At 62.5% G+C, this 26355-nt stretch carries 25 protein-coding genes; 12 read left to right on the forward strand and 13 right to left on the reverse strand.

Annotated features, from left to right (window positions below):
* Positions 1-120: 120 nt before the first annotated feature.
* On the reverse strand, positions 121-1458 hold the full coding sequence (locus SINAC_RS22765) for a Gfo/Idh/MocA family protein (protein WP_015247939.1): 1338 nt from the start codon (positions 1456-1458) through the stop codon (positions 121-123).
* Between SINAC_RS22765 and SINAC_RS22770 the strand changes: the two genes are divergently transcribed.
* Complete coding sequence (locus tag SINAC_RS22770; protein ID WP_020467238.1) at positions 1453-1887, forward strand: hypothetical protein; 435 nt, start codon at positions 1453-1455, stop codon at positions 1885-1887. The genes SINAC_RS22765 and SINAC_RS22770 overlap by 6 nt on opposite strands.
* A 277-nt stretch (positions 1888-2164) precedes the next feature.
* On the opposite strand, the gene SINAC_RS22775 is transcribed toward SINAC_RS22770, so the two are convergent.
* Positions 2165-3415, reverse strand: a complete 1251-nt coding sequence (locus SINAC_RS22775; RefSeq protein WP_015247940.1) for a PcfJ domain-containing protein — start codon at positions 3413-3415, stop codon at positions 2165-2167.
* A 463-nt stretch (positions 3416-3878) separates the two neighbouring features.
* On the opposite strand from SINAC_RS22775, the gene SINAC_RS22780 reads away from it, so the two are divergent.
* The 3 genes from SINAC_RS22780 to SINAC_RS22790 all read left to right on the forward strand — a co-directional run bounded on the left by SINAC_RS22780 (position 3879) and on the right by SINAC_RS22790 (position 6165).
* A complete protein-coding gene (locus SINAC_RS22780; RefSeq protein ID WP_015247941.1) occupies positions 3879-4277 on the forward strand; it encodes a hypothetical protein in 399 nt (132 codons plus the stop codon).
* A 17-nt stretch (positions 4278-4294) separates the two neighbouring features.
* Positions 4295-5095, forward strand: coding sequence for a hypothetical protein (locus SINAC_RS22785; protein WP_015247942.1), 801 nt, complete (start codon positions 4295-4297; stop codon positions 5093-5095).
* A 98-nt stretch (positions 5096-5193) separates the two neighbouring features.
* Positions 5194-6165, forward strand: coding sequence for a hypothetical protein (locus SINAC_RS22790; RefSeq protein WP_015247943.1), 972 nt, complete (start codon positions 5194-5196; stop codon positions 6163-6165).
* 115 nt (positions 6166-6280) lie between these two features.
* Here the strand turns inward: SINAC_RS22790 and SINAC_RS22795 are convergent, their stop codons facing one another.
* The 5 genes from SINAC_RS22795 to SINAC_RS22815 all read right to left on the reverse strand — a co-directional run bounded on the left by SINAC_RS22795 (position 6281) and on the right by SINAC_RS22815 (position 11615).
* Positions 6281-8182, reverse strand: coding sequence for a solute symporter family protein (locus SINAC_RS22795; RefSeq protein ID WP_015247944.1), 1902 nt, complete (start codon positions 8180-8182; stop codon positions 6281-6283).
* Complete coding sequence (locus SINAC_RS22800) at positions 8179-8493, reverse strand: DUF485 domain-containing protein (protein WP_015247945.1); 315 nt, start codon at positions 8491-8493, stop codon at positions 8179-8181. The genes SINAC_RS22795 and SINAC_RS22800 overlap by 4 nt, the downstream gene beginning before the upstream one ends.
* A 141-nt stretch (positions 8494-8634) precedes the next feature.
* On the reverse strand, positions 8635-9744 hold the full coding sequence (locus tag SINAC_RS22805) for a serine/threonine-protein kinase (RefSeq protein WP_015247946.1): 1110 nt from the start codon (positions 9742-9744) through the stop codon (positions 8635-8637).
* Between the two features lie 278 nt (positions 9745-10022).
* Complete coding sequence (locus SINAC_RS22810; RefSeq protein ID WP_015247947.1) at positions 10023-10808, reverse strand: hypothetical protein; 786 nt, start codon at positions 10806-10808, stop codon at positions 10023-10025.
* A 351-nt stretch (positions 10809-11159) separates the two neighbouring features.
* Positions 11160-11615: a BON domain-containing protein gene (locus SINAC_RS22815; protein WP_015247948.1), complete on the reverse strand. Its 456-nt coding sequence runs from the start codon at positions 11613-11615 to the stop codon at positions 11160-11162.
* Between the two features lie 407 nt (positions 11616-12022).
* On the opposite strand from SINAC_RS22815, the gene SINAC_RS22825 reads away from it, so the two are divergent.
* The 5 genes from SINAC_RS22825 to SINAC_RS39020 all read left to right on the forward strand — a co-directional run bounded on the left by SINAC_RS22825 (position 12023) and on the right by SINAC_RS39020 (position 16626).
* On the forward strand, positions 12023-14023 hold the full coding sequence (locus tag SINAC_RS22825) for an NAD(+) synthase (RefSeq protein WP_015247949.1): 2001 nt from the start codon (positions 12023-12025) through the stop codon (positions 14021-14023).
* Positions 14024-14210: 187 nt separating this feature from the next.
* Entirely contained in the window at positions 14211-15071 is an 861-nt protein-coding gene (locus tag SINAC_RS22830) for a beta-propeller domain-containing protein (RefSeq protein WP_015247950.1), read from the forward strand.
* A gap of 197 nt (positions 15072-15268) precedes the next feature.
* The gene (locus tag SINAC_RS22835; RefSeq protein ID WP_015247951.1) at positions 15269-15979 is read left to right on the forward strand and encodes a phosphoesterase or phosphohydrolase; all 711 of its coding nucleotides are present in this window, start codon (positions 15269-15271) and stop codon (positions 15977-15979) included.
* 178 nt (positions 15980-16157) lie between these two features.
* The gene (locus tag SINAC_RS22840; RefSeq protein ID WP_015247952.1) at positions 16158-16352 is read left to right on the forward strand and encodes a hypothetical protein; all 195 of its coding nucleotides are present in this window, start codon (positions 16158-16160) and stop codon (positions 16350-16352) included.
* A gap of 100 nt (positions 16353-16452) precedes the next feature.
* On the forward strand, positions 16453-16626 hold the full coding sequence (locus tag SINAC_RS39020) for a DUF1328 domain-containing protein (RefSeq protein ID WP_015247953.1): 174 nt from the start codon (positions 16453-16455) through the stop codon (positions 16624-16626).
* 161 nt (positions 16627-16787) lie between these two features.
* Here SINAC_RS39020 and SINAC_RS22850 read toward each other — a convergent pair whose 3' ends face one another.
* From SINAC_RS22850 to SINAC_RS22860, 3 genes are all read right to left on the reverse strand, one after another.
* Positions 16788-17120 (reverse strand): ribbon-helix-helix protein, CopG family, encoded by a 333-nt coding sequence (locus SINAC_RS22850; RefSeq protein ID WP_015247954.1) that lies wholly within the window; start codon positions 17118-17120, stop codon positions 16788-16790.
* A 237-nt stretch (positions 17121-17357) separates the two neighbouring features.
* A complete protein-coding gene (locus tag SINAC_RS22855) occupies positions 17358-18686 on the reverse strand; it encodes a glycosyltransferase (RefSeq protein WP_015247955.1) in 1329 nt (442 codons plus the stop codon).
* Positions 18687-18822: 136 nt separating this feature from the next.
* Entirely contained in the window at positions 18823-20016 is a 1194-nt protein-coding gene (locus SINAC_RS22860) for a M24 family metallopeptidase (protein WP_015247956.1), read from the reverse strand.
* A gap of 198 nt (positions 20017-20214) precedes the next feature.
* Between SINAC_RS22860 and SINAC_RS22865 the strand changes: the two genes are divergently transcribed.
* The gene (locus SINAC_RS22865; protein WP_015247957.1) at positions 20215-22143 is read left to right on the forward strand and encodes a RecQ family ATP-dependent DNA helicase; all 1929 of its coding nucleotides are present in this window, start codon (positions 20215-20217) and stop codon (positions 22141-22143) included.
* Between the two features lie 314 nt (positions 22144-22457).
* On the forward strand, positions 22458-23420 hold the full coding sequence (locus tag SINAC_RS22870; protein WP_015247958.1) for a hypothetical protein: 963 nt from the start codon (positions 22458-22460) through the stop codon (positions 23418-23420).
* Positions 23421-23516: 96 nt separating this feature from the next.
* On the opposite strand, the gene SINAC_RS22875 is transcribed toward SINAC_RS22870, so the two are convergent.
* The 3 genes from SINAC_RS22875 to SINAC_RS22885 are packed head-to-tail and all read right to left on the reverse strand — an operon-like array spanning position 23517 to position 24674.
* Positions 23517-23855, reverse strand: a complete 339-nt coding sequence (locus SINAC_RS22875) for a hypothetical protein (protein WP_015247959.1) — start codon at positions 23853-23855, stop codon at positions 23517-23519.
* Positions 23776-24216, reverse strand: a complete 441-nt coding sequence (locus SINAC_RS39025; protein ID WP_020467243.1) for an arylamine N-acetyltransferase — start codon at positions 24214-24216, stop codon at positions 23776-23778. Before SINAC_RS39025 ends, SINAC_RS22875 begins: the two co-directional genes overlap by 80 nt.
* A gap of 44 nt (positions 24217-24260) precedes the next feature.
* Entirely contained in the window at positions 24261-24674 is a 414-nt protein-coding gene (locus tag SINAC_RS22885) for a GatB/YqeY domain-containing protein (protein ID WP_015247961.1), read from the reverse strand.
* Between the two features lie 382 nt (positions 24675-25056).
* On the opposite strand from SINAC_RS22885, the gene SINAC_RS22890 reads away from it, so the two are divergent.
* The gene (locus tag SINAC_RS22890) at positions 25057-26193 is read left to right on the forward strand and encodes a YncE family protein (protein WP_015247962.1); all 1137 of its coding nucleotides are present in this window, start codon (positions 25057-25059) and stop codon (positions 26191-26193) included.
* Positions 26194-26355: the final 162 nt, after the last annotated feature.

Here is a 26355-nt window from a genome sequence, read left to right on the forward strand (position 1 = left end):
TTTGGGACCTTCGCGTCTCGATTTGCTCGCCTTGTCGCGTGGCACACACCATGCCCCTTTGGTGAATGATTTGCTGGGGCGTGCCACTCGACAAGAGCGAGATCAAAGTATCGACCCGATTCAGGGATGGATCCAGGGCTGGCGATACGGCCGGCTCAGGAGTGCATTGGCCTCATCGTCCCCGACGACCCGCCCTGCCTGCTCATCCCAGGCGAGCGTGCGCCCGAGGCGAAGCGCGTTATTGGCCAGGATGCAACTGGCGGTTGAGATAAAGCCTTGCTCGATGTCGGCGACCGGTTTTTCGCGGGTCTCGATCGCTTTCAGGAAATCGTGCATGTGCCCGCGAATTGCCGGGGCGACGTGCCGTTCGAGGTCCTTCTCGGTCCGGTCCTCGGGGTACTGATCCAGCTCCATGACGACATCGCCGTGGATCGGGTTCCCCTGGCCGGCCGGGGTGAAGTCGTAGCCTTGGAGGCCGACTTTGAGGGTTCCCTTGTCGCCGTAGAAGGTTGCTCCCCAGGGATACTTCGGGTCGACCGCGTGACCCCATGTGCGATGTTGCCAGACGACCGGCAGGTCGCCGAACTCGAAGGTGGCGGTCTGCGTGTCGGGAATATTGGCTTTGCTCTGCTTGTCGATCAGGATGCCCCCCTCGGAGCTGATCCGTTTCGGCCAGCCCAGGCCGAGCATCCAGCGGGTCATATCGAGCATGTGAATGCACATGTCGCCCATGATCCCGTTGCCATACTCCGTGAACGACCGCCAACTCCTCGGATGAACGAGCGCATTGTACGGTCGCATCGGAGCCGGCCCGGTCCACATCTCGTAGTCGAGCGACTCCGGAGGCGCGGTGTCGGGCGGGGTCCCTTTGGCTCGCATATGATAGTAACAGTAGATTTCGACGAGCCCGATCTTGCCGAGCTTGCCTTCGTTGATGATCCGGTCGCGAGCCTCGATGATGTGGGGAGTGCTCCGCCGCTGGGTGCCGACCTGGACGACCCGCTTGTGCTTGCGGGCTGCGGCGAGCATCGCCTGTCCTTCGGCGACATCCACGCTGATCGGCTTCTGAACATAGACGTCGGCCCCCGCCTCGACGGCGGCGATCATCGCCAAGGGGTGCCAGTGGTCGGGGGTGGCGACCAGGACGATGTCGAGGTCTTGCTCCTTGAGCATCTCGCGGTAGTCGGCGTAGGTGCGGGGCGTTTTCTTCGACGCCTGCCGCGCGGCGGCCATCTCGGCGGCCCCGGCGAGCATCGTCTTGTCGACGTCGCAGAGCGAGACGATCTCGACGGGCGCGACCTGGACCAGGCGGAACAGGTCGGCCTTGCCGTACCATCCACAGCCGATCAGGCCGACCCGCTTCGGCTCGGCTCCCGCAAATTCCGCGGCGAAGCCGCCCAGGGACGAGAGCGCCGCGACACCGGCAGAGCCTGCTTGAAGGAATCGGCGACGATGCATGTCTTGTCTCCGAAGGATGAGATCAAGGCGAGGAGGACTTCAACGACCCGGCCCTCGACGTCCGTCATCTGGAAGGTGAGCCGCTCGCGGCCGAAGCCAAGTCTGGGGAGTATGGGTGCGTGGAAGTTTCTGATGGCTTCGGCCGGTCGGACCGTCGGTGGCCGGCGTGCGGCCCGACTTGGAGGTCCGGACGAGGAGTGTGTCGTCTCCACCAACACCGGGCGGACCTTCCGCGCGTTGCAGGCGATTCCGTCGCGTGGGGAAGTGGGTTCATCGGCTCTTACCGATACCCATCCGCCACAAAAGCCGATGCGGAACGCCGGTAAGGCGAGCCTGGACATTGGCGTCTTCATGAATCGCCTGAGCTCGAAGTCGAATGGATGGGAGTCGTTCCGGACGATCTTATCTCACTTCGGATTCCGAGCATAGAGGGAGAGGACGACCCCGAGGACAGCCCCCACACAAAGCTTCGATTTTCCAGGGTCCGCTGGTGGTTGTGAACGAGTCGTTCAGGCCTGCGGGGAGACAAGCCCTGGGATTTGTCTCTTCAGTCAGGTATCGCGGACATTGTGTTTGTGGATTTTATATGTGATAATGTTTGTTCTTTTGTTCGGCTGATTGATCCTCATGAAATAGGTTGTGGCCTTGGGAGGATCCGGAACCGAGGGGGCAACGCCATTTCGTTGCCTCCTCGATCTCGACTCGTTCAGTCACGCACGAGGATGCCCTGGCTCCAGAACGCGAGCTTGAGCCCTTCCTGTTCCGCCCACCGCCTCAATACGCCGAGGGCCTTTTCGTTCGGCGGGACGTTGTACCGGCGACGGGCTTGACAGATCGTCCGGGTGCTCAGGTCCACCTCGATCGTCATCACTCGGAACCGCCGCTCGTCGTTCTCGAACCGCATCGACCAGATGGATGTCGTACGGCGGGCGCAAGCTCCGGCGTAACACGCCACGCAATGCTTCATTGCCATCCCTTCTTGCTGGAGTTCTTGGCCGGAGGTGAGTTCTTGGATCGTCCAGCAGCGTGCCCCTCCAGGGGGATCCTGGCCGACGTGGCGATAACTCCCGATCCCGGAGGTTTTCCACTTGAGCGAGACAAATATCTTTGGGGAGGTCGACCGTTGTTGCCAGTCGCCGACCTGTCGGAGTAAGGATTTTGCGGTCCGTCCTTTCATCGTCAGGTTCGGTTGCGGCGGACCGAGATCGATCAACGCTCCCTCCGCGATGTGCCCCTCCTGAGGGACAAACCGTTGGTGGTGCAAGTAATCCACCACCGGGCCGATTTGGGCGGGGTCGAGATCCGGGTGGTTGACGAGGAAATGGACGACTGTCACCCAGAAGTCCTCGGATTCGAATGACCACCCCAGCCCGGTTGAGGTGACCGCAAGGGCCAGCCCTTTCGATCCTCCGAGGCCTCGGACTTGTCCCCACCGCAGCGCCTCCTCAACCGTCAGGTGGTCGGGGGCCAGGAGGAAGTGGTGGGCCATCCGCTTCGTGTATGGCAGCGGCAGGTCGGCCGTGCGGAGATTCCGACCTGCCCCGATATGGTTGAACCAGGCCTGGTGACGCCGCGCCTCGACGGTCCGTCCCTCGAGCCAGACCGAGGTCATGAAGGCGGGGACAGGGTACGCCGCCAGGAGGTGCCCGGCCAGCGATGAGAATTGGGGCAGCGGGTTGATCCCGACCGGTTCCCACGACTCGATCGGGCGAATCCATTCCTTACGGTAAGTCGCCAGGGAGAGGAGGCCGGCGACGACCGCGTTGCATCCCTTCCTCCCGGACCGGCCACCGACCGTGGCGTGGTGCAGAAGGCTCGAGCGGCGGACGTGCCGGAGCAGTCGCTCGAAGGCGGATCGGGTACGGAGGTGGCAGGCTTCGACGGTGCCGAGCGCCTCTCGGACGGCCCGGTCAATGGCGGCGTTCGCTGAATTCTTGCGCGCAGTGGCAGTGAGCATGGAATCGACCTCTTGGGACGTGAGGGAGCAACCGGAGTGGGAAGGCGATTGCGTCCCCTCACGGCGGCGAGAACAGTCCCGGGTCGATCCCATCAGCCCTTCAGGTGGCGAAACGGGCCCGGAGGGCGGGTCTCTGAGAGGTCGTTGCTGTTCGGTGGGAGATCATTGCCGGGCCTCCTGGTTGAGGGGCATCAGGGCTTCTCTTCTTGGTGTGGACAGCGCGATTGATGACGGGGTTCGCGGGGGCCTTTGGGCATCGCGTGTCATGGAACCGGGTCACCCGATCCCATTTGTCCTGGACCTGGATGAATGATGCCATGAGACTGATGCTGAATTGGATAAAAAGAATTCGTGGATTTATTGATGTTGTGGTAAGGCCGTTTGTGGGGTCCCCAGTCACAAAGCAGGCTACCGGATGTATGTTCACAGGAGGGACGTCAGGCAAAAAAAGGAGGCGACGGCCATGCCCAAATTGTCCCACGAAGATGCAGCCAAGAAGCTCCAGGATGCAGGAATTACCTGGTCGTCGAGCGGCAAGTGCAGTGACCGTAAGAACCGCCACTGCACTTCGTTCGAGGAGATCAACTCCGCGACCATCGACGGGATCATCGCCTTCAAGAAGGCGAGCGGATGCGACGTCAACATCACCGGCGGTACCGAGACCGGCCATTCATCCGGGACCAATAGCCACTGGAACGGTTTCAAGCTGGATATCACCCCCAGTGTCGGCGTCAGCGATTACATCAAGACCCATTTCGATGAGGCCGGCGTGCGCGGCGACGGTGCCAAGATGTACAAGGATGGGGCGGGGAACATCTACGCACGAGAAACGAGCCACTGGGACATCACCTTCCCCTGTTGAGACGAGGAGCCGCTACCATGGCGAGCGCGGAAGAGAAGCTGAAGGCCTACGCTGACGCAGTCGAGAAGGAGTTGGAGACCGAGATTCAGGGGGCGCTGAACGGCATGCCGTTGATGGACCGGCGCGTCCTGGCCATTCGGGGCTACCTGCGGTTTCCGACGATGGGGCGAGGCTCCATCAGCGCCAACTGGGCCTGGTCGAACCAGGACATGGAGGAATTCAAGAAGACCACCGAGTTCACCAAGATGAAGGCGGCCGTTGCCGATGTGAAGTCCACGTTCGCCGCCCAGAACGTGGGCTTCACGCTGGGCGTTGACCCCGACAAGGTACGCAGCCTCGAATCCCAGGTTGAACTCTGGAATCAGAATCCCACCGTTCAGAAATTGGGCCTGGAGCTGAAGACGGAGCTTTTGAAGACGCTCGCGACCTTGCCGGACACGCCGGACGAAGCGAGCCTCAAGGCGTTCAAGAAGGTCCTGATCGAGGCTCGCCTGAGCGGCACTCCCTCCAACGCGACACCCGGGCTGTCTCAGCACGGCCAGGCCAAGGCGTTCGATTTCGTCGTGTTCAAAGGCCGCGACGTTATCGCGAGCACCCAAACCGCGACTCTCAAGGAGAAGTGGGACGACGCGGGCTGGACCGCCAAGCTCAAGAAGGCGGTGCAGGAGGCCGGTGACAAGTTCATCGGCCCGCTCCCCGCACCCTATGAGCCCTGGCACTACATCTACAAGGCCGCAGCGGCGACCGCCGAGGCGCGCACCGGGACGGGCAGCACCTTCTCAACGGATATGTGCGGGACGTCCTTGCGCAGACATTGAGGTTGCCTTGTCGGGAGGCGTGCCCCGTGCCCCCCCCCACGCCGTCGGTCCGTTCAGCAACCCCAAAGCGACCGACTGATGGTCGGGAGAGAGGTTCCATGGGCAAGCTTGTTCTCATCGAAGATAAGAGCAATCAGGGAGGCGGGACCGTCCTCTTCTCCAACAAGGAGAGCGGATGGATCAGGCCGACGGGGGTCTTCGTACCCGATGCCGGCTTCACGGACAGTCACGAAGTGGTGACAGTGCTTCTCTGGTTTCATGGGCACTTCGTCAAGAACGTGCCGTACCTCTTCTATAAGGAGGCGACCAAGATCCTCCAGGCCGTCACCGAGTCCAAGAAGGACGTTATCCTGGTGGCGCCGGAGTTGGGTTGGTTCCAGGATAAATCGAACACCACTTACAACGCATCAGCCCTTGGCGGTGGCAAGAAGACCGAGCTCTATCTTGACCAGGTCCTCGGCGCCCTGTCCGACTGGTATGTCAGGACGTTTATCGCGGGCGAGATCGACGAGATGGGCGGGCCACCCCCCAAGTTCCAGATTGCCAACCTCTATATCGCGGGCCATTCGGGGGGCGGCAATGGCATTATTAGCTCCGTCGCCGCGCTCGGCGGTTACAAGGACAGGCTCCGGCAATGCTGGGGATTCGACTGTCTCTACGGCGACGGGCAGTCGTGGTACGAGTGGGCCAAGGCCCAGAAGGGCGTTCCCCTCTACTTCTATTTTGGTCAAGGCACCAAGCCCGCATTCAACGGCGATGTGCTCGGCTTCTGGAAGCGGGTCTACGGCACTCCGAAGAGCCCGATCCCGGCCTCGGGGCGGATGAGGTCCGTATTCCTCGCTCCGGCCCTGCCGGGCACGGAGCTGGACATGGTGGCCTTTCAGTCCGCCGAGGATATTCTGGCCAAGGCCAGGCCTGGCAATCGCTATGAGGAGGTCCGGAGGAAGGTCGATCCCCTCCTCGACAACCCGACCAAGTACTGGTCGACCATCATTGACGAAGGGCTGAAGGACCACTATCCGGTGGTGGCCGATCTCCTCGGTCCACGCATCAAACAGAGCCTTCCGTGATGCTGCTAACAGCCTTGTCCTTTGAGAAACGCACCAGGGGGGAGGGGAGTGGTCTCGCGGGGTGGTGCAGAGACCGGCCGGGTTTGCGGGAAGCAGGCCCGGCCGGATCGATCCGTCAGTCGAGTGCTTTCTGACCTTTCGGTTGCGTCAGGAGTGAGGCCACGACCAGTACGAGGAATCCGAGGGGGATGGTCACGAGCCCCGGCTGGCTGAACGGGACGGGAGCATTTTCGGGAGGGAGGCCGTAGACGTCGCGGTAGGCTTGCGCACTCAAGAGGATCCAGGCCAGGGAGCTTGCCATGCCGACCAGGATGGCGGCGGTGATCCCTTCCTTGGTCGTCTTCTTCCAGAAGAGGAGCATCACGAGCGCAGGGAGGTTGGCCGAGGCCGCCACGTTGAATGCCCAGCCGACGAGGAAGGTCACATTCATCTTCTCGAAGACGATGCCCAGGGCCATGGCGGCCACGCCGATGATCACGGCCGCGGTCTTCCCCGCGCGGACCTTACCGTGGTCGGTCATCTTGATGCCGAGGACGCTGTCCATCAGGTCGTGAGCCACCGCGCCGCTGGCGGCCAGGATCAGGCCGCTGACCGTGCCGAGGACGGTCGTGAAGGCGACCGCCGAGATCACCGCGAACGGGAGCTCTCCGAAGGTCCGGGCGAGCAGGGGGGCGGCCATGTTCGAGTTGGTCACGTCGAGCGCACCGCCGGTCATCGCACCGAGGCCGAGGTAGAGCGTCAAAACGTAGAAGAACCCGATGACTGCGATCCCGACGACCGTGCTCCGCCGCGCCGCGGTCTGGTCCTTGACGGTGTAGTAACGGATCAAAATGTGAGGCAGCGAGGCGGTGCCGCAGAAGAGGGAGAGCATCAGGGAGAAGAAGTCGAGCTTGTCGGTCAGCTTGGGACTGCGCACCCCTTTGAACGTCGGGCTGGCTCCGGAAACGAGGACGTCGCGGCCATGGGTGGGCTTCGGGTAGTAAACCGTCGTCTCCGAGCCGTCCTCATCGCGGATCTTGTCCGACCCCCAGAGTTCAATCTCGCTGTTCTGGAGCGTGGTCAGGAACGACAAGGGGCCGAGCGGTCCGGTCTGGGTTCGGCCGTCGGGAAGCTGGAGCACGCGGCCGACGGGCGCAAGGTCGGTCTGTCCCTCCCCTTTGCCTTGGGGCAGGCCGTTGGCCAGCTTCTTGCCGTCCGGCAACACGGTCAGGGTCTGGGTGGCTGCGAGTCCCATGCGTGCGGACTCATCTTTGTGCCAGACGGTGACGACGCCGGTGGCGGTATTCTCCACGCGGACGTAGGGTTTCCCTTTCCAGCCTCCACTTTCGGGGAGTTGGCTGGTCCCGGGCGCTCCGAGCATCCTCGACTGGGTGGGTTCGGTAAAGGCGACCGGTTCGGTCATGAGGCCGCGACGGAGGATCATCACGGTCAAAAGCGTGCAGAAGGCGACGAGCATCGCCCCTTTGATGAACTGGACATAGGTTGTTGAAACCATTCCAGCCGTCACGACGATCAGGATCACGACCACGCCCACCGTCAGGACGCCGGCCTGGTGCGAGAAGCCGAGGAGTGGCCGGACCAGAGTCCCGGCGCCGACCATCTGGGGGATCAGGTAGAAGAGGCTCACGGCCAGGGTGCTCAGCGCGGCCGAGAACTTGATCCCGCGCGATTGGAACCGGTTGTCCAACGCATCGGCGAACGTGAACTTGCCGAGCCGTTTGAGCGGCTCGGCGATCACGAACAGGGCGACGACCCAACCCGCCAGATAACCGATCGAGTAGAGGAACCCGTCATAGCCGTAGAACGCGATCATGCCGCAGATGCCGAGGAACGAGGCGGCCGAGAGGTAATCGCCCGCGAATGCAACGCCGTTGATGAACCAGTGGATCTGCCCGTGTGCGGCGAAGTACCCCTGGGACGACTTGGCCTTGGCCCCGAGCACGAAGCTGAGCCCGAGCACGACGGCCACGAAGCCGGCGAAGACGATCACGGCGGTGAGTGAAGGTTCGTAGATCATCGCCCACGTTCCTCCCAGCGATGTCGACCGGCCGAGCGTCGGCACACGGCCATGTAGATCAAGGCAAGGACTAATGCCGCGACGATCAGGAAGAACCCGTAGAGGACGGCCAGGTTCAGGCCGCCGAACGGGGAACGCGCCATGAGGTCGGGGGCGAAGGCGCTCAGGCCCACGAACCCCGCATAGAACGCGAGGTAGACCGCGAACAGCCAGAGCCCGGCCTGGGCGTTGGCCGCGGCGAGCTCCGGGTGATCGTCATCGGAGGGAGCGGCGGTCGCGCCCGATGGGGCGGACTCGGGCGGTATAGGCACGGGCAATACCCAAGGGTCGGAGGGATTCGGATCGGATTCGGGTCGAGTGGCTCGTAGCGTAGCGGTCGGATCGACGATTCTCAACAAAGAAAAGGGCCGATCGTCATGGAAAAGGTGAGACGCTAACGCTTGGGTTGACGGTCACTCCAACTCTTCGAGCCAGACCCGGATCTCGTTGTTGTACTCGCTGGCGAGGTTGCCTCGGACGAGTTGCCGATGGAAGTTGGCGGCTCCTTGCTCGACCAGGTCGGCAGCCTCGGCGCTGGGGAATCGGTCGGCCGGGTCGGGGGCGATCAGGCCGCGAATCAGGCTCATCAGCAGCTCATTGCGCACGACGTCTTCGGGAAGCAACTGGGGCAGGCGCTCCGGGAGCGTCCGTTTGAGCGCGAGCAATTCGGCTCGGTCTTGGAGATTGCCGAACGGGCGAACCCCGGCCAGCATTTCCACGAGCAAGTAGCCGAGGCTGGCGAGGTCGGATTGCGGGGATTCGCCGGCGCCTTCCATTGCCTCGGGGGCCGCGTAGGACGGCGTGCAGGTCAGTGACACCGCGCCGGGCGACCACGCGAAGGCCGAGCCGATGTCCACGAGCTTGGCGTCGCCGGTCCGCTTGAGCATGAGATTCGACGGCTTGACGTCGCCGTGGACGATCCCCTCGCGATGGAGCGCGGAGAGGGCGGCCAGGGCGTCGCGGAGAACGGCGATGGCCACACCCGGCTTGAGGCGGGGCTGGGTCGGTCCGCTGGTGACGATGACGTCGTTGATATAGTTCCAGCGCTCGTCGCTCACCCGGTCGCGGGCGCGCTGGAGCATCTTCGGGGTGAGCAGTTGCAGCAGGTCGTAGCCGTCGACCCACTCCATCTCCATCACGCGGATCCGGTCGAGCTCGACCAGGTTGTGGACGTCGATCAGGTTGTCCTGCTGGATCATGGCAATCCGGCAGGCCACCCGCGCCAGCAGGGCCATCGCGTTGTCGTAGGCGGAGATACTGTCGTAGCGCTCGGGCGAGAAGACCTTGATCGCGACCGGAATCGTGAAGTGGTCGGCTCCGAGGCGTTCGCAGAGATAGACGACGCCCTGTCCCCCTTCACCCAGTCTCCGAAGCCGCCGATGACTTTCGATCCAGGAGAGCCGCGGTTCTTGCAGCAGTCCGGAGTACCGGGTCATCAAGTCATGGGGCGGGGGGGGAGAAGTGGTATCAGAGAGGATCATCGACTCCTTTCCGTCATAGGAGCTGATGGTCGTCTGCTGCATTATTGACCTCGGTGTCCGGCGTGGCAAGCGCCTCACCCGCTCGATAATCGAGGAGTGAGTCGATCCCAAAAAGGGGGGAAGAATTGGTCTTGGGTCGGAGCGCACGAGAAGAAGAGCGGCAAGTAAGCCGTGCCCGGAACGGACTTTCACCGATCCCACGTCGACAGGTTACATGGCCCACAGGCTTGGATTGTACCATGAAGGCGCGTTCGAGGGCCACGTCGAACTTGGATCGACGTGGCCCTCGTGGGACGTTCCAGGCCGGAGTGGCAACTGGTTTATAGTTTGCGGTTCGGCAGGCCCGTGGGCGGAGTCCCCGCCGGTTGGGGCAAATTGGAGTCGGGCGCACGAACTCCCAAGGGGCGAGCCGAAGGGGTCGAAGGGCCGTTCGGAGACTTGGCCATCACCTTTTGAAGCAGCTTCGCGGCCTTGTCGGGTGACTCTTCGAGGAAGCCCCACTTCACGTTCATCGCCTTGGCCTCGGCGATCTTCCGCGCGGCTTCCGTGTAGTGTCCCTTGGCCATTTGCTCGCGAGACTCCTGGAGGAGCCAGCGTGCTTTCTGTTTGGGCTCGGTCGTGTCAAAGCGAGACGGCTGCCGAAGTTCCTGGAGGCTGGGCATCGCAGCCTCGTTGCTGAGGGGGGCAATCGTCAGCGGTTCCGCGGTCCTGGCTGCCTCGAGCCGGGACGGTGCGGCGGCCGTGGTGCTGGCGGGTGCAACAGCCGCGTCGACGCGAGGCGTGACCGCGGCGGCGGTGGCGGTGCGTTTCTTGTAGTAGCTCTCGACCTCTTCGAGATAGACCTCGAGGACGATCTCCTCGCTTTCGCTGAGCTGGTCTCGGTAGCGGTCGGCTGCCTTGAAATAACTCGAAGCCTTGTCGACCTGCCCCTTGTTATAGAGGTGTGCGCCCGCCTTGACGAACTCCAAGGCCGAGGGCTTCTCTTGCGGCTTTTCCTGGGTCTTCTGAGGCACAGGAGAAGCCGCGGGCTCGGGAGGGGCGCCCAGCGCCAGGGCCTGCCCCAAACTGATGGTTAGCAGGATCGTGCTCCCTCTCAATCCGCCCATCGCGCTCTCCCTTCGACGTGATGATGCACTCAAGAAGAGGCCACCCGCGGTGGGCCACTCTCCTTCGACGGGAATCCGCCGGCGCAATCGCGCCGCGCACCCGCACGATTTCCTCCCTTTTGAAAAGGAGGTCCGTCCACTTTGTGTTCGTCTAGGATGTTGGAACGTCTGAGATGTTCTGGTCGACCCAGCTTTTTTGAATGAAAATCATAGGACTGCGAACGAGGTTCCTACCCGATGCCGAAGGATCGGTCAAGGCGAATCTCTGTCAATGTGCATGCGAGCATGACGCTTTGGACAGGCCCCAGCCTTGTCCTTTTCGACCGCTCGCAGGCAAGAGTGAAGCCGTTGTCAGGGGGTGATCGTCGTCGTCGTTGTCGTGGGGGTGACCGTGGTGGAGCTGTTGAGGACGGTCAATTCGTCGACCACCGAGGTAACGTCAACCGTTTCGCTGGCCAGGGCCAATGCGCGGTTTTTCGTCTCGGTGTCGGGGACGGTTCCTCTCAACAAGATCGAGCCCCCTCGCACGGGATGGACCTCGATTCTTGAGCTGACCAGAGCCTTGTCCCAATGCAGCCGGGAGTAGACGCGGGACGGGACTCCCATGCGATTGACTTCGCTCCGCACGGCGTCGAACCGCCTGCGCAAAGCGCTACCGAGGTTCTGAGTCTCTTGCCTGATGCCCCGGCCGACACCGTCGAGGGCCTGGCCGGCCCGGGTCGCCACTCCTTGGGCGAGACCGACGCTGGTCGCCAGGCCAATGACGGACAGACTCAGAATTCCGAGTAAGGCCAATCTCGTGCGCATCCTTGTCCGGCTCCTGGTCAAAGAACGATGGCGGAGGTGGTCTCGCCGGAACCAGCGAGGCCGTTCCCGGTCGGAAAGTCGCATCCCCCGCGCAACGGAAAACCCCATCGGATGCGGTCGTCACGCGCGATGGGGCCGTCGCAGCCGCTGCCGATTTGGCCCCTCCTGAGCCGCTCGACGCATGCGGGCGTCACCCTATTGGGAATCGGAATTGCTGTCAAGCCGGCCTGCGCTGGCTGGCCTCGCATTCGGCGCGATCACTCGTCCGGCGGCGAACTCAAACTGTTTGCGAACTCTTCGGGCCGGTAGACTATCGAGGATCAGCAACAGAATCTCCGCGTTTGGCCATCCCACTCAACCGGGCCGGCAACTCAGGCGGGTTCGAAGCCTCGAGATACGAATCAAATATGAATCGATATGGGTTCGTCCGCATCACGACCGCCTCGACCAAGACGGCGGTGGCCAATCCGATGGCCAACGCCGACGAGATGGTCCGAATTCTGGACCAGGTCCGCGACAGCGACGTCATCCTCTTCCCCGAACTCGGGGTCACGGGCTATACGTGCGCGGACCTGTTCGGCCAGACGACTCTGCTCGAGGCCGGCCTTGCCGCCGTCGCGCGCATCGCCGAGGCGACTCGGGGACGCGAGCAGCTCGTGGTCGTGGGCCTGCCCGTCGCGGTTGGCAACAGTCTCTATAACTGCGGGGTGGCGATCGCCGACGGAGCGGTCATTGGAATTGTGCCCAAACAGTTCATTCCGAACTACAAGGAGTTTTACGAGAGCCGTTGGTTCAGCTCGGCCACCGGGGCCGAGCCGCGCTCGATCGACTTCGGCGGTCGCGAGGTGCCGTTCGGGATCGACCTCCTGTTCGCGGCCGAGGGGGGAGCCCTGGTCGGGATCGAGGTTTGCGAAGACCTTTGGATGCCGATTCCACCGAGCTCGGTCCAGGCGGTTGCCGGAGCCAACCTCTTGCTCAACCTCTCGGCCAGCAACGAGACCATCGGCAAGAGTCGATACCGCACCGAGTTGGTGGTGGGTCAGTCGGGGCGCTGTATCGCCGCGTACGCCTATTCCAGCGCGGGGCCGTCCGAATCGACGACCGACCTTGTCTTCGGCGGCCACTGCCTGATCGCCGAGAACGGCGCACTCCTGGGGGAGTCGCCTCGGGTTGGTGATGGCGGCACGATCGAGCGGGGGAGCTATTTCCTGAGCCGGGATGTCGATATCGAGAAGCTTCAAACCGACCGGCGCTCGACGACGAGCTTTGACGACTGCCGCAAGTATCTCTCCCCCTTCCGCAAGATCCCCTTCCGGATCGCGCGGGGGATGAGCGGGCTGGCGCGGGCGGTGGCGGGCACCCCGTTCGTTCCCAGCGAGGGGAGCGAGCTGCACGGCCGTTGCGCTGAGATTTTCGGGATCCAGTGCGCGGGCCTGGCCAAGCGGTTGGAGCAGCTTCCCGCCGGCACGCCGTTGAATATCGGCATCTCGGGAGGACTCGACTCCACGCTGGCGCTTCTGGTAGCTGTCAAGACCTGCGATATGCTCGGCGTTTCGCGCTGCACGATCCACGGCATCACCATGCCCGGCTTCGGCACCACCCAGCGCACCAAGACGAACGCCCTGGACTTGATGGAGCAGCTCGGGATCACAGGTGAGACGATCGACATCACCGAGCTGAGCCTGCAATCGTTCCATGCCCTGGGCCACGCGCCCTTTGGTATCGACACCCGAACCAAGGACGTCGAGTCGTTCATGGCGGAGCTGGTCACCCTCCCGCCTGAGCGGCGGCACGATCTTACGTTTGAGAATGTGCAGGCGCGTTTGCGTACATTCTTGCTCATGTCGCGTGGATTCGTCATTGGTACGGGGGATCTCTCCGAGCAGGCGCTCGGGTGGAGCACGTACAACGGCGACCACATGAGTATGTATAATCCTAACTGTTCGATTCCCAAAACGCTGGTGACTTTCCTGGTTCGGTACGCGGCGCTGAACGAGTTCGAGGAAGGCCCGGTGCGCGAGACCTTGCTTTCGATCGTGGGCACGACAATTTCGCCCGAGCTCCTCCCCCTGGGTGCGGAGGGGCAGGTTGTTCAGTCGACCGAAGACATTCTCGGCCCGTACGAGCTCATCGATTTCATCCTCTACAACGCGATCCGATGTGGCTACACGCCCGAGAAAATCCTCTTCCTGGCCGAGCATGCCACGTTCACCAAGGCGTACACGAGCGAGCAGATCGAACGGGCGCTGAGAACCTTTTATACTCGGTTCTTCAGCCAACAGTTCAAGCGGTCCTGCGTCCCCGATGGCCCCAAGGTTGGCTCGGTCAGCCTTTCGCCCCGGGGCGACTGGAGGATGCCGAGCGACGCGGACCCGTCGGCCTGGCTCCAGTGGGCGCGAACACGTTAGTTAGAGGATGCGGCCGAGCTGTGGGATGAAGGCAGGGTGGAAGGGCGTGCACTTGCCCCTGATAGCCTGTGGCATTCGCGGGGCGGCTCGGTTATGACATCGGAGAAGCGGGTGTGACCAAGGGTCGGTCAATTCTCCCTTTGACGACCCACGCCCGATTACCTTGGCTCTGAAGGGACTGTGATTGATGCGAACCAGAGGTCTGGCGGCGTTTGCGGCGGGTTGGCTGGCACTGGGGGCGGGGGCGGCAGCCATTGCCGAGACCCACATCTACGTTGCCGATCATGAGACCCGTAAGGTCATCAAGATCAAGGAGGACGGCACCCTTCTCTGGGACGCGACGAACAATAACGGTCACGACGTCCAGTTGCTGCCTGACGGCCACCTGTTGATCATCAACGGCCAGACCGTTCAGGAACTCGCCCCGGACAAGTCGGTGGTCTGGGAGGTTGGCAAGCCGGTTGTCGACGTCGCGGAGTCGGCCCAGCGGTTGCCGAACGGCAACACGGTCATCGCCGACAACGGGCGGCACCGCGTGATCGAGATCAACCCCAAGAAGGAGATCGTCTGGGAGTTCGACGTCGCGAATACGAATAAACGCCCCACGCCAACGATGCGGCAAGTTCGTCGTCTGCCTAACGGGAATACCTTGATCTGCGCGAGCACCGAGGACAAGGTTCTCGAAGTCTCGCCCGATAAGAAGGTGGTCTGGAGCTACGCGCTTCCGTTCCCCTACCTGGCGACGCGACTCGAGAACGGCCACACCCTGATCAGCAGTGGCGCGGGCTACGGTAGCGAGGCGGGCTACTTCCTGGTCGAGGTTGACGACAAGGGAGAGGTTGTCTGGAAATACGGCGGCAAGGACAGCCCCGCCGATCAACACCTCAACTGGCCCTCGGGCTTCGTCCGAAAAGCCAACGGCAACACGATCATCTCGATCGCCCAGGATGGCGTCCTTCGCGAGGTTTCCCCTGACAAGAAAACGGTTCGCACCGTTCGGAGTCCGGCGATGAAGCATCCCTGCACGCTGGTCGTGGTCGACGAATAATTGGGAACCGGCCGGGAAGCCTATAAGGAAGCGCGTCTGCTCTCTCCGGATAGACCGAAGGAAGGGAGACAGGCGGCCGTCCGGCCGAATTCCACCGGAACCGGCTAGGATGGCCGGCCCGGTCGTTGAGAAAGGTCGGCCGGCTCGGCCGTTGGGAATCAGCCCGGCGGCCGCCTGTCGGTGGAGAATAGGCCGAGATGTCCACGTATTTTTGCAGCGATCCCCACGCCTTCCACGGCAATATCATGAAGTATTGCCGTCGAACCACCTTCATGACCCCTGTGGACCTGGCGGCATTTCTCGAAATCGAGTCCTCCGGTGGAGACCTTCGGTCACTCCGCATCAGCGAAGAGTCGATCGACAGGATGAATCGGGGCTTGGTTGCCAATATCAATGCGCGGGTGGGATCCGATGATGTGCTCTGGTGCCTGGGAGACTGGGTGTTCGGCTACGGCGGCGACTACTTCCGCAACGCGCGTTGGTTTCGCGACCAGCTTCACTGCCGCACGATCAACTTCATCTGGGGCAACCACGACGATCGGCGGATCGGCGACCTCTTCGCGGCCACCTTCGATCAGGTGGAGATCAACTTAAGGAACGTCCGGCTGACCCTCAACCACTACCCGATGCTCACCTGGAGCGGACAGCACCACGGCTCGGTGGAACGCCCGAATATTCACCTCTATGGGCATGTTCACGCAGGCTATCAGCGCGATCAGGAGTCGTGTCCGATCAAGTTCTCCCAGGCCTGGGCTGCACTCGACGTCGGCTTCGATGGCCACGATTTTCAGGTCTGGTCGCTGGACGAGATTCTCGATTGTCTTCGTCCCAAGCTCCAAGCGCTTGAAGCCTTGAAACGCGAGAGCGGGCAATTCGATCCCTTTCGCGGTCGGTCCTCCCGGGGCTGACCTGGCCGGTAGAGCGCTTCGAGCAATCGAGGGGCGGAATTACATCGTTCCAAGCAAGAACTCGTTCAAGGTTGATTGAATAAATCGCTCAGCGATTCTGGGATTTGGCACGCCACCTGCTTGATGGTCAATCAGTTTCCCACTTCTCCGCTCCAGTTCAGCGAAGCGAGGTGTTGCCATGTCCGACTTCAAAGACAAAGTCAAAAGCGGGATCGATCAGGCCGCTGAGAAAGCCAAGGAAGTGACGGAGAAAACGACGGACACCGCGAAGAATGTCGCGGAAAAGACCAAGGACAAAGCCAAGGACGTCGCTCATAAGGTGGGTGAGCACATCGAAAACGCTGGCGAGAAGGTCAAGGATCTCGGGAAGTAAGTCGTCTTCCTTCGGTCTTTTGAACTGGAAATCAGACGCCGTGGAGCGTCGCGTTATTCACTCGCCGACACATTCTTGTTCGAGAAAGGTCTTTGCCACCATGTTGCGCTGGTCACTTGCCTTTTTGATTCTCGCCTTGATTGCTGGCGTTCTCGGCTTTGCCGGTCTCGAAGGAACGCTGATGCAGTTCGCCAAGATCCTCTTCTTCGTTTTCTTGATCTTGTTCGTGATCTCGCTCATCTTCGGCCGGAGAGCCGGCGGCCCTGTGGTCTAGCGGGTTTTCGTTGGGTGGGCTTCGTCCATCCGCCTGCGAGGTCGTGGGATCAGATCGAGCCCGCATACCAAAGAAGGATCGCGGCCCTTGGCAGATGCCAAGGGCCGCGATCCTTCTGCTTTTTTACCGATCTCAACGTTGTGTCGGGTGGGATTCTTGGTTCATGAGCGGGGTGGGGGATCGGAGAACCCCGTTCGCTTTGCGTATTCCACCAGGGCGCGGCGGATGAGTTCGCTTTCACTGAGCCCGCGCGATTTCGCCAGCCGATCCACCCAACCCCGCCAACTTGGCTCGAGCAACAGGTCATGACGTTCGACCGTGGCCTCTGGCAAGAATGGCGGCGAGTCGTCCGCAAGGATGTTGTACTCCTGAGTTGCGTTCGCCTCACCGGCCACGAAGCGGTGCCCGCACTGAGCGCACCGGAAACGCCCCTGAGGGTCGTTACCGAGCACTTCACCTTTGCTGTTGCATGAGGGACATCTCAACAAGGCCATACCCACAGCGCTCCTTAACCCCGCACGAGGGATCGCGGCCGAGCCCGACGCTCCCTGATCCCCTTTGCTTCTCTCGATCTTATCCGTTGCCCGGCAAGACACGAACCCGAGACGGAGATCGCGACCATTTCCCATTCGGAAGTGGGTCGTCCGGCGGCAAGTGCCAGGAAATGAGATTCGATGTCCCCCTGGAATCGAGCATTTGACTTCCCGCTTGCGCATTGTGCCTGTCGATGCTCAGGAAACCGCGAGGGCCCGTTCGATCGCAAGGCAGGCCGAGGCCGCTCCATTCTCTGCGCGGACGAGCCGTCCCACCTCGCTGGCTCGCGTAATGTGAGTCGGTTCGTCGAGCAGGTGCCGGAGGGCGGTGGCGGCGCGGCGGACGGTGTACTTGTCGCGGGCAAGGGTTCGCGCGACGCCCAGTCGGCAGACGCGGTACGCGTTGTCGAGTTGGTCATGGCCCCAGGGAACGACCAGCATCGGCCGTCCCGCCCGGAGGGCCTGGGCCGTGGTGCCCACTCCCCCTTGGTGGACGATCGCCGAGGCGCGGGGGAACAGTTCCGAGTGCGGAGCGTATTCCAGGGCCAGCATTGACTTGGGAAGGGGCTCGCGGAGCCGGTTGCGTGGGTCGATCCCGATCAGAAAGATCGCTCGCCGGTCGAGCTGCTCGGCGGCGGCCCGACTCCTTTCATAAAAGGTGCCTGCATCCATTACGGCTGATGATCCCAGCGTGAAGACGATCGGCGGCGGCCCTGCGCTGAGGAACTGCTTCAACTCGGCCGTCATCCCGGTCGCATGCACATCGTCAAAGAAGGCGAAACCGGTCTGGACCGCTTGCGGTGGCCAGTCGGGCTGGGGTTCGCCGATGACTCTCGAGAAGAGGACGAGCATGCAGGTCGGCGAGTTCCCCCCCTCGAAGAGCGGGTCGGCCACGGGCCGCAAACCCAGCTCACTGCGCAGTTGTTGGACCGGCTCGGTCCATTTTCGGACCGCCCGCCGTGCGAAGCTGTGGAGCGGCCCGTGGAAGCGTGGCCCGAGCCTGCGGAAATGCCTGAACCAGGGCACCTGGGGAGGGACCGATGGGTCGTGATTCGACAGCAGCGAGATCGGCGAAAGGACCGCCGAGACCCAAGGGATTCCGGTCGCCTCGGCCACGAGCGGGCCGGCAAACGCGACCACGTGCGACACGAGAAGATCGGCGCCGCGAACTGCTTCCCGCAAGTCGTCGTAGCTTGCGCGCAGGCTGGGCATGAAGACCTGGCGGATGACGACCTCCGACCCTTTCTTCCGATCCATCAAGTCGCGGAAGAACTCCGGCTTTGCCTCGATATCCAACAAGTCGGGGCGGACCGGGAAAAAGGCGATCCCTTGCCGCTCGATCCGCTCGCGATGAAATTCACTGGTCGCGATGATCGGGATGTGCCCCCTGGCCTGTAACTCCTTGGCCAGGGCGATGAACGGGTGCAAATCCCCCAGCGAGCCGAACGTCGCCAGCACGATCCGACGCGCCGGCGGCACCGCCCCCAGGCCCTCCTCACCATCCTTGGTCCGTTCCTTCGGGTGCATCGCCGAATTTCCTCGGAGTCTTCGTGAAATCATTCACGAAGTCATTCTAAAGGTTCATGTCGGGAAGTAAAGCGGAATATTCGGCACATCTCGATTCGACTATTGCTTGTGATTGCCGCCTCGGGGTTAATGAGGCTCAGGGCTTGCCGGCCAAGATGGGCACGACCGACTTCTGGAGCCCGCCGGTGACGTGGACCTGGCCGTCGTGGGCGACGAAGACGTTGACTTCGCTACGGACTCCGAATTGGGTGGGGTCGTAGATGCCCGGCTCGACAGAGAAACAGGTGCGGGGGAGGACGAGCCGTTCCTCATGGGTTTCGAGGTTGTCCATGTTGGCGCCGTTGCCGTGGGTTTCCTGGCCGATGCTATGCCCTGTGCGGTGGACGAACGCTGAGCCGTGGCCCCCCGCTTCAATGACGCTGCGCGCGGCCGCATCGACTTCCCAGCCACGCAACGGCTGACCCGCTGCGAACGCGTCTTTGACGCGGGCGATGGCGGCGTCGCGGGCGCGGGCGACCAACTGGAAAATGTCTTCGTAGGTGGAGGGGACCTGGTCGCCCACGAAGCCAACCCGGGTCAGGTCGCTGTAGACGGCGCGTGGTTGGTCGAGCTTGGCCCAGAGGTCGACGAGAACGAAGTCGCCCGCGCGGATCGGAGTATCGGCGGCCGGGTCGGGGGCGTAGTGGGGGTTGCCGCTATGCGGACCGACGGCCACGATCGGCGGGTGATCGGTCGTCAGGCCGTGACGGTGGAAGTGGTTCATGATTGCGGCCTGCACTTCGCACTCGGTGATCACCTGGCCGTTACGCGTGCGATCGGCGATCAGGCTCCAGACCAGGTCATACGCCGAGCACGTGTGGATTTCGGCCTCGCGGTGCATCCGCCACTGGTCGTCGTCCCAGGTGGCCTCGAACATCTGGGCCAGGTCTCCTGACGAGCCGACTTCGACCCCCGTGGAACGCACCAGTTCGACCGTGCCGGCGTCGACCTTGGAGACATACGGGTTGGCGTTGCGGGGCGAGTATTCCATCGCAACCCGCTTCATCCCGGTCACGAGTTCCGCCACGCCCGCCTCGAGCTCTTGCCAGCGGAGATAGACGCGGGCCTCGCCCGGCAGGTGGTCGAGCACACCCGACTCGATGCGGTGGACGAGCTTACGCGGTTCGCCTTCGGCCGGGATCGCGTAGTAGAACCGGCGCGACGTCATCCCTTTGTCGGTGAGGTCGAGGATCCGCCGGGCCAGCACGTTCCCGCCCCGGAAGTCGCAGAGCAGCCAGCCGTCGAAGTCAAACTGGCGGAGTGCGGACTGGACAGCGGAGAGGTCGAACATCGAGCTTGACTCCATGACTTTGGGAGCGAGAATACTGTTCGTTTGTTAAGTGATCGGAGGCCGGAGCCGATCTTCCCCAAGTTTGTCCTCCAGGAGCGGGGAACTCAACGGATCTTCGGCTGGGGCCACAAAGTTGGGTTATGATGGGGCCGATTGCGGATGACGGACCCTGCTCGCCCCGCGAGAGAGGATGCTTTTGTGAGCGATATCGATGATGCCCGGCGGACGCTTCGGGAGACCTTCGGCTTCACCCAGTTTCGCGGCGGGCAGGAACAGGCGATCACCGCACTCCTTGAGGGCCGCCCGGTCCTGGCCGTCTTTCCGACCGGCGCTGGCAAAAGCCTTTGCTATCAACTCCCCGCGCTCTTGCTCGACGGCCTGACAGTCGTCGTCTCTCCTCTGATCGCGCTCATGAAGGACCAGGTGGATTTCCTCGTCAGGCGTGGCGTCGCCGCCGCCCGACTTGATTCCACCCTCGAGCCGGTCGAAGCACGCCGGATCCTCGACGATCTCCGGGCCGATCGGCTCAAACTGCTCTACGTGGCCCCCGAGCGGCTCGCGAGTGAGCGGTTCTTTCAGACCTTGAGCAAGACCAAGGTCGCGCTTCTGGCGGTGGACGAGGCGCACTGTATCAGCGAGTGGGGTCACAACTTCCGGCCTGAATACCTCAAGCTTGCCCGCCTTGCCAGGCGGCTTGGCATCGCTCGAGTACTGGCCCTGACCGCGACCGCCACGCCGGATGTGGCAAGCCAGGTCGCCCGCGCGTTCGGCATCGCCGATGCTGACGTCGTGATCACCGGGTTCCACCGCCCGAATTTGGAACTCCACGCCAACGCTTGCGCTGCGGAGGATCGGCACGCGCTCTTGCTCAAGAGCCTTAAAGCAGGATTGGCGGGACCAACGATCGTGTACGTCACCCTCCAGAAAACGGCCGAGGATCTTGCCGACTTCCTCGCCGGACAAGGGTTCGACGCGATGGCCTATCACGCGGGGATGAACGACGAGCGGCGGCATGTCGTCCAGGATCAATTCATGGCCTGCGAGGCAGGCATCGTGGTGGCGACGATCGCCTTTGGCATGGGGATCGACAAGTCGAACATCCGCGCGGTCTACCACTTCAACCTGCCCAAGAGCCTGGAGAACTTCGCCCAGGAGATCGGCCGCGCCGGGCGTGATGGGGAACCCGCTCGCTGTGAATTGTTTGCGTGCGCTGAGGATGTTCTGACGCTTGGCAACTTCACGTACGGCGACACGCCGACGCCGGAGGCGATCGCCGACCTGCTCAAGGAGATTCTCGGGCTGGGTCCGACATTCGACATCTCGGCGTACGACCTCTCGCAGCGGCACGATATCCGGCAACTCGTCGTGCAGACGCTGATGACGTATCTCGAGCTCGAAGGGATCCTGGAAGCGACCGGCCCGTTTTACTCGGACTGCAAGTTCCGTCCGTTGCGATCATCGGGCGAAATCCTCGCGCAGTACGACGCGCCTCGTGCCGCCTTCCTGCGTCAGGTTTTCCGCCAAGCCCGACCAGGGAAGATCTGGTTCGCGCTCGACGTGTCCGAGGTGGCCCGAAACCTCGAAGAGACCCGCGAGCGGATCAGCGCGGCCTTGAACCATCTTGAAGAGAAAGGGGACGTCGAACTCCAACTTGCCGGTCTCCGCCAAGGCTATCGGCGAACCACGGGCGATCCCGACCTGGACGAACTCCGCGAGCGGCTGGTGGCCCGATTCCTCGATCGCGAACGACGTGACATTGCCCGCGTCCATTCGGTGCTCGAGTACGCCCAGGCCGAAGGATGTCTCACCGGCCGGCTCCTGGCCTATTTCGGCGAAACCCTCGTGGGCGATTGCGGCCACTGCGCGCGTTGTCTGGGGGAACCTCCGATCCCGCTGCCGCCTGTGCCTGAGCGTGCGCTCGGTTCCTTGGAGCAGGAGATGGTGGAACGGGTACGGTCCGAACGGCACAAGGCGCTGACGTCGTCTCGCCAGCTCACCCGCTTCCTCTGTGGTCTCGTCTCCCCTGCGTCCAGCCGAAGCAAGCTCGCCAAGCATCCCCAGTTCGCCGCACTGGCCGATGTTCCGTTTCCTCGCGTGCTTGACTTCGTGAAGTCCGTATATAATTGATGTTGGCTTTGCAGTCCTGAAAGGGTGACCGGTCGAGCGTGCCCCTTGCTCTGAAGTTTTCGGGCCAAGCGGAGAACTCCAACTCTTCTTTACAAAATCAAGAACAGATGGTACATGATCCGTCCGCCAACGCTCTTCGCAATACCGGCGATCGACGGAATGGAGCGGGCGGAGTTGCCCCTCGTGACCGTTCATCGAAGAAGACCTCCGCAGGCCGGGCCAACCTGAGGGCGAGCGTACTGTTGTGCTCCCAGCGGGTCGGGCCTTCTTGACTTGCGATCTCTGCTTCGGCACTGCGAATCTGGAGGGCCGCTGTGAATGGAAAGATCCTGGTCGCATTGCTCGCGGCGACGCTGATTCCGGGGCTGGTGTTTCCGACCCATGGCGCGGAAGGGAATCACGTGCTTGCCGCCGGGTCCGCCCCCAAGTCCGGCTCGGCGGTCGATGTTCGCCCCCGGCCGCTCGCACAGATCCCCGTGGGCACCCTCATCGGCGAAGGTGAAGGGGTCCCGAAGGGATGGACGAACCTGGTGATGCTCGCCAAGCCGCGACTTGGCGTCGGCGATGTCGATTCGGTCTCCAAGACGGCGGCGCAGTACAGTGGGACCTTTCTCTTCACGATTCTGGCGAACGTGGGGGAGGCGAAGGGCCACGACGAGCCGAGCTATTTCCTGGAAAAGGTCGCAGTGGGGGGCGCCTTGGAAGGGAAAGGTAAGACGGTCATTGCGACCAGCGACCAGACTTTTGGTAATGAACTGGGTTTCCTCGGCAAGAAAGTCTTTGCCACAGGGGAGCGTGTGCTGGCGAACGACTTCCGCCAGGTCGCACGCACGAAGACGATGCTGGTTTTCGACGCTCATGCCTACGTCCGCTACGATAACAAACACTGTCGGATGATCATCCGACATGTCGTGCTCGTCGCCCCCAAAACAGGCCGGCTGACCACGTTCGTCTGGCTCCTGGGTTCAGACGGCAAAGGGGGCTATGCCCGGGCTGAGACGACCTTGCAGCTCCTGCCGTCGTCCCTGCGTGAAGATCGGGTCATGAGTGTGGACGGGCAGAAGTTCACTTTGGGGATCCCCGCGGACGATGCCTTTGCCGTGGCCCACATTCCCCAGGGCACCCCGATTCGGTTCTCGCCCCCCCTCTCGACCTTGGCCGCCGTCCGCCACTTCAATGCCGAGTCCGTTGTGCAACTTGAGACCGAGCTCCAAACGCGGTACGCACCTCTCGCTGCCCGGGTCGGTCTGCCGAATACCAAGACCGCGGGGCGTTGACGTTGATCCGTGGTTACGGCCTCTGGGACCGCGGGCACCCCGCCCGCATTCCTGGTTTGGTGTCTTGTTGTATTTAATAGTGGTCTTATTTTTGGATTAATGTTTGTCTAAGACGATATAGTTATTGTCGATAAATTTGCTCGGGTCGGTCAATGGACGCACTTCTACGATTTTGTCGTTTGCGAGCCAAACCTCGAATTCTCCTCCCTCAGCCCGACAATGCGGACAGTTCTCGGCGATCCCTTCCACGACGACTTGCGGACGCCCCGGCTTTCCCGCATCGGCCTTCTTGTACTTTGTGGACCAGGCGATCGAATCGCCGATCTGATACTCATATTGCCACAATTCGCCATACTTATATTGGATCTGGAATGCGGTGCGCTGGCCGCACGAGCCGCATGTCTGTTCGCTTCGGACGGTATTGAAAGCTCCCATCGGGCGTTTCTCCTGTGGGGTCAAGCCTTGACGACTCGGGATGAGTCGAGGTGTAGTCGCTGGCCACCTCGTAATCGATGTCGAGTCTGAGTTGCTCCAGGACCGCGGCGAACAGCGCATTCTGCTCGAAGCAGTAGCCCCCACGGCGGTTGCCGACCAACTTGGCCTGCAAGCTCGCCAGGTCGAGCCGGATCGGTCGGCCGAGATGGATGTCGAGGTTCTCGAACGGGATCCGGGTGAGGTGGTTCAATGGGAGGCATTTGAAAACCTCCGGCGTCGGCGTACGATCGCCGGAGTCACTGATGCGGTCCAGGTGGGCGTCGATGTCAATGACGCTGACGTTGGGGGCGGCCGGATCCATGCGAGTGACGCTCTCCTGATGGATTGAGTCGTCCGCCCCGTCTCTCACTGGCCTTCGACGTCCTGACGCAACTCAGCGATCACGGCCCTGACGTCGTCGCTGTCGGCAGGCTGGCCCGCCAGGGTCTTCATGGCGATGCCGATGGCCATGCCCTCCTTCGGCGCCTTGCGGATTTGTTCGGCGACGGGAGCGAGGGCTTCGCCAACCTGCTCCCGGGTCATCGCTGGCGGGACCCAGTCCTGCAACAAGGCGAGTTCTTCGGGGGTGAAGGTGGTCGTCCCTCCTTTGGCTTCCTTCAGGACGCCGCGCATCTTCTTGATCGCGTCGGCGTCGGGCATCTCCTCACCGGTCCCGAGCGTCAGGCCGGCGATCCAGTAACGCAGGAACTGCGTTCGCGTCGCGTCGCGCGCTTTCATCGACTCGGTCAGGCTGGCCCGCATTCGCTGCACGATCGTCATGATTGCCTTTCCTCTTTCGGGTCGTCGCGTCCTTTGGACGCTGGATCCGCTACCGTTGATGTCGCTTGATGAGACACGGTCCGGATGCATTGTGTTCGGGACCCGCGACGAGTCTCCCCACAACCGGTCACCGGCTCGGGCTCGCCCGTACGCCAAAGGTGGCTCGCGACCGTTATCTTAGCAAAGGGAGGCCGATCGTGGCGAGACGAGCGGACAGCCGCCTGTCGGAAGTCGAGCGTTGTGGAGGCCGCCGGCGCCGGTTACTGTTGGGCGTTGCACCCACTCAAGGCTCATGCGTGAGGCGAGGGACCTGACAGCCTGATCCCTGCCTCCTCGTGCGCGTTGAACCCACCACGTGGATCGAAATCAGGCGAAAACTCCCATGATGAGTCCGCACGCCTTGCTCTTTCGCAGGCTTCTGCCCGCACTCGCCCTCCTCGTGCTCAATGCGGGTTTCCTCGGCCGGGCTTCAGCCGCGGATGCCGAGGAGCGTCGGCTGCTCTACGTGGCCGTGCCCGGAATTCGCAATTACCTCGAGTACGGCGGCCACGGATTGCTCGTCTTCGACATTGACCACGGCCATAAGTTCGTCAAGCGGATTCCGATCGCGGGGCTCGACGGCCAGGGGAAGCCCGACAACGTCAAAGGGGTCTGCGCCAATGCAGCGACCCAGCGAATCTATATCAGCACGACCAAGACCCTGACCTGCCTCGACCTTGTCACCGAGAAGATCCTCTGGGAGCGGCCCTACGAAGGGGGCTGCGATCGGATGTCGATGACCCCCGACGGCTCGGCGATCTATCTCCCCTCGTTCGAGCAGGATCACTGGCACGTGGTCGATGCCCGCAACGGCGATGTGCTCGCCAAGATCGTCCCCCGCTCCGGAGCACACAACACGGTCGCGGGCCTGAATGGCAAGGAGGCGTATCTGGCCGGGCTGAAGTCGCCTCTCCTGACGGTCGCGGATACGAAAGCCCTCAAGGCCGAGCGAACCGTGGGGCCCTTCAGCGCCAGCATCCGCCCGTTCACCGTCAACGGCCGGCAGACCCGCTGCTTCGTGAACGTCAATGAGCTACTTGGCTTCGAGATGGGTGACCTGACCACGGGCAAGCCGCTCCATCGCGTCGAGGTGGCCGGTTACAAACAAGGGGCGGTCAAGCGGCACGGCTGCCCGAGCCATGGCATCGGCCTGACGCCCGACGAGAAAGAAGTGTGGGTTGTCGACGCCCACAACGAGCACGTCCACATCTTCGACGCCACAACCGAGCCCCCCAAACAGCTCGAGAGCCTCAAGGTCCGCGACGAACCGGGCTGGTTGACGTTCACCCTCGACGGCCGCTATGCGTACCCCTCGACCGGCGACGTCATCGAAACCGCGACTCGGAAGATCGTCGCGGCTCTGACCGACGAACATGGCGCGGCCGTGCAGAGCGAGAAGATGCTCGAGATCGACTTCGCCGGTGACCAGCCGGTCCGTAACGGCGACCAGTTCGGCCTGGGACGAGTGGTCACGCCTTGATGAAAGGCGTGTTTCTCCCTCTGATGCAGATTAGTTTGATCTCTTGCTGCTGAGGTGTGATGATGTTGTTTGTGCAAATTGATTGATTTGGCCCCGCAGGGTCGACCGTCAATGCCAGACTTTGGTTTTCACCGTCGACCTTTGCTGGCTGCAGAATGCATA

It is taken from the genome of Singulisphaera acidiphila DSM 18658, from assembly GCF_000242455.2.
GTDB lineage: Bacteria > Planctomycetota > Planctomycetia > Isosphaerales > Isosphaeraceae > Singulisphaera > Singulisphaera acidiphila.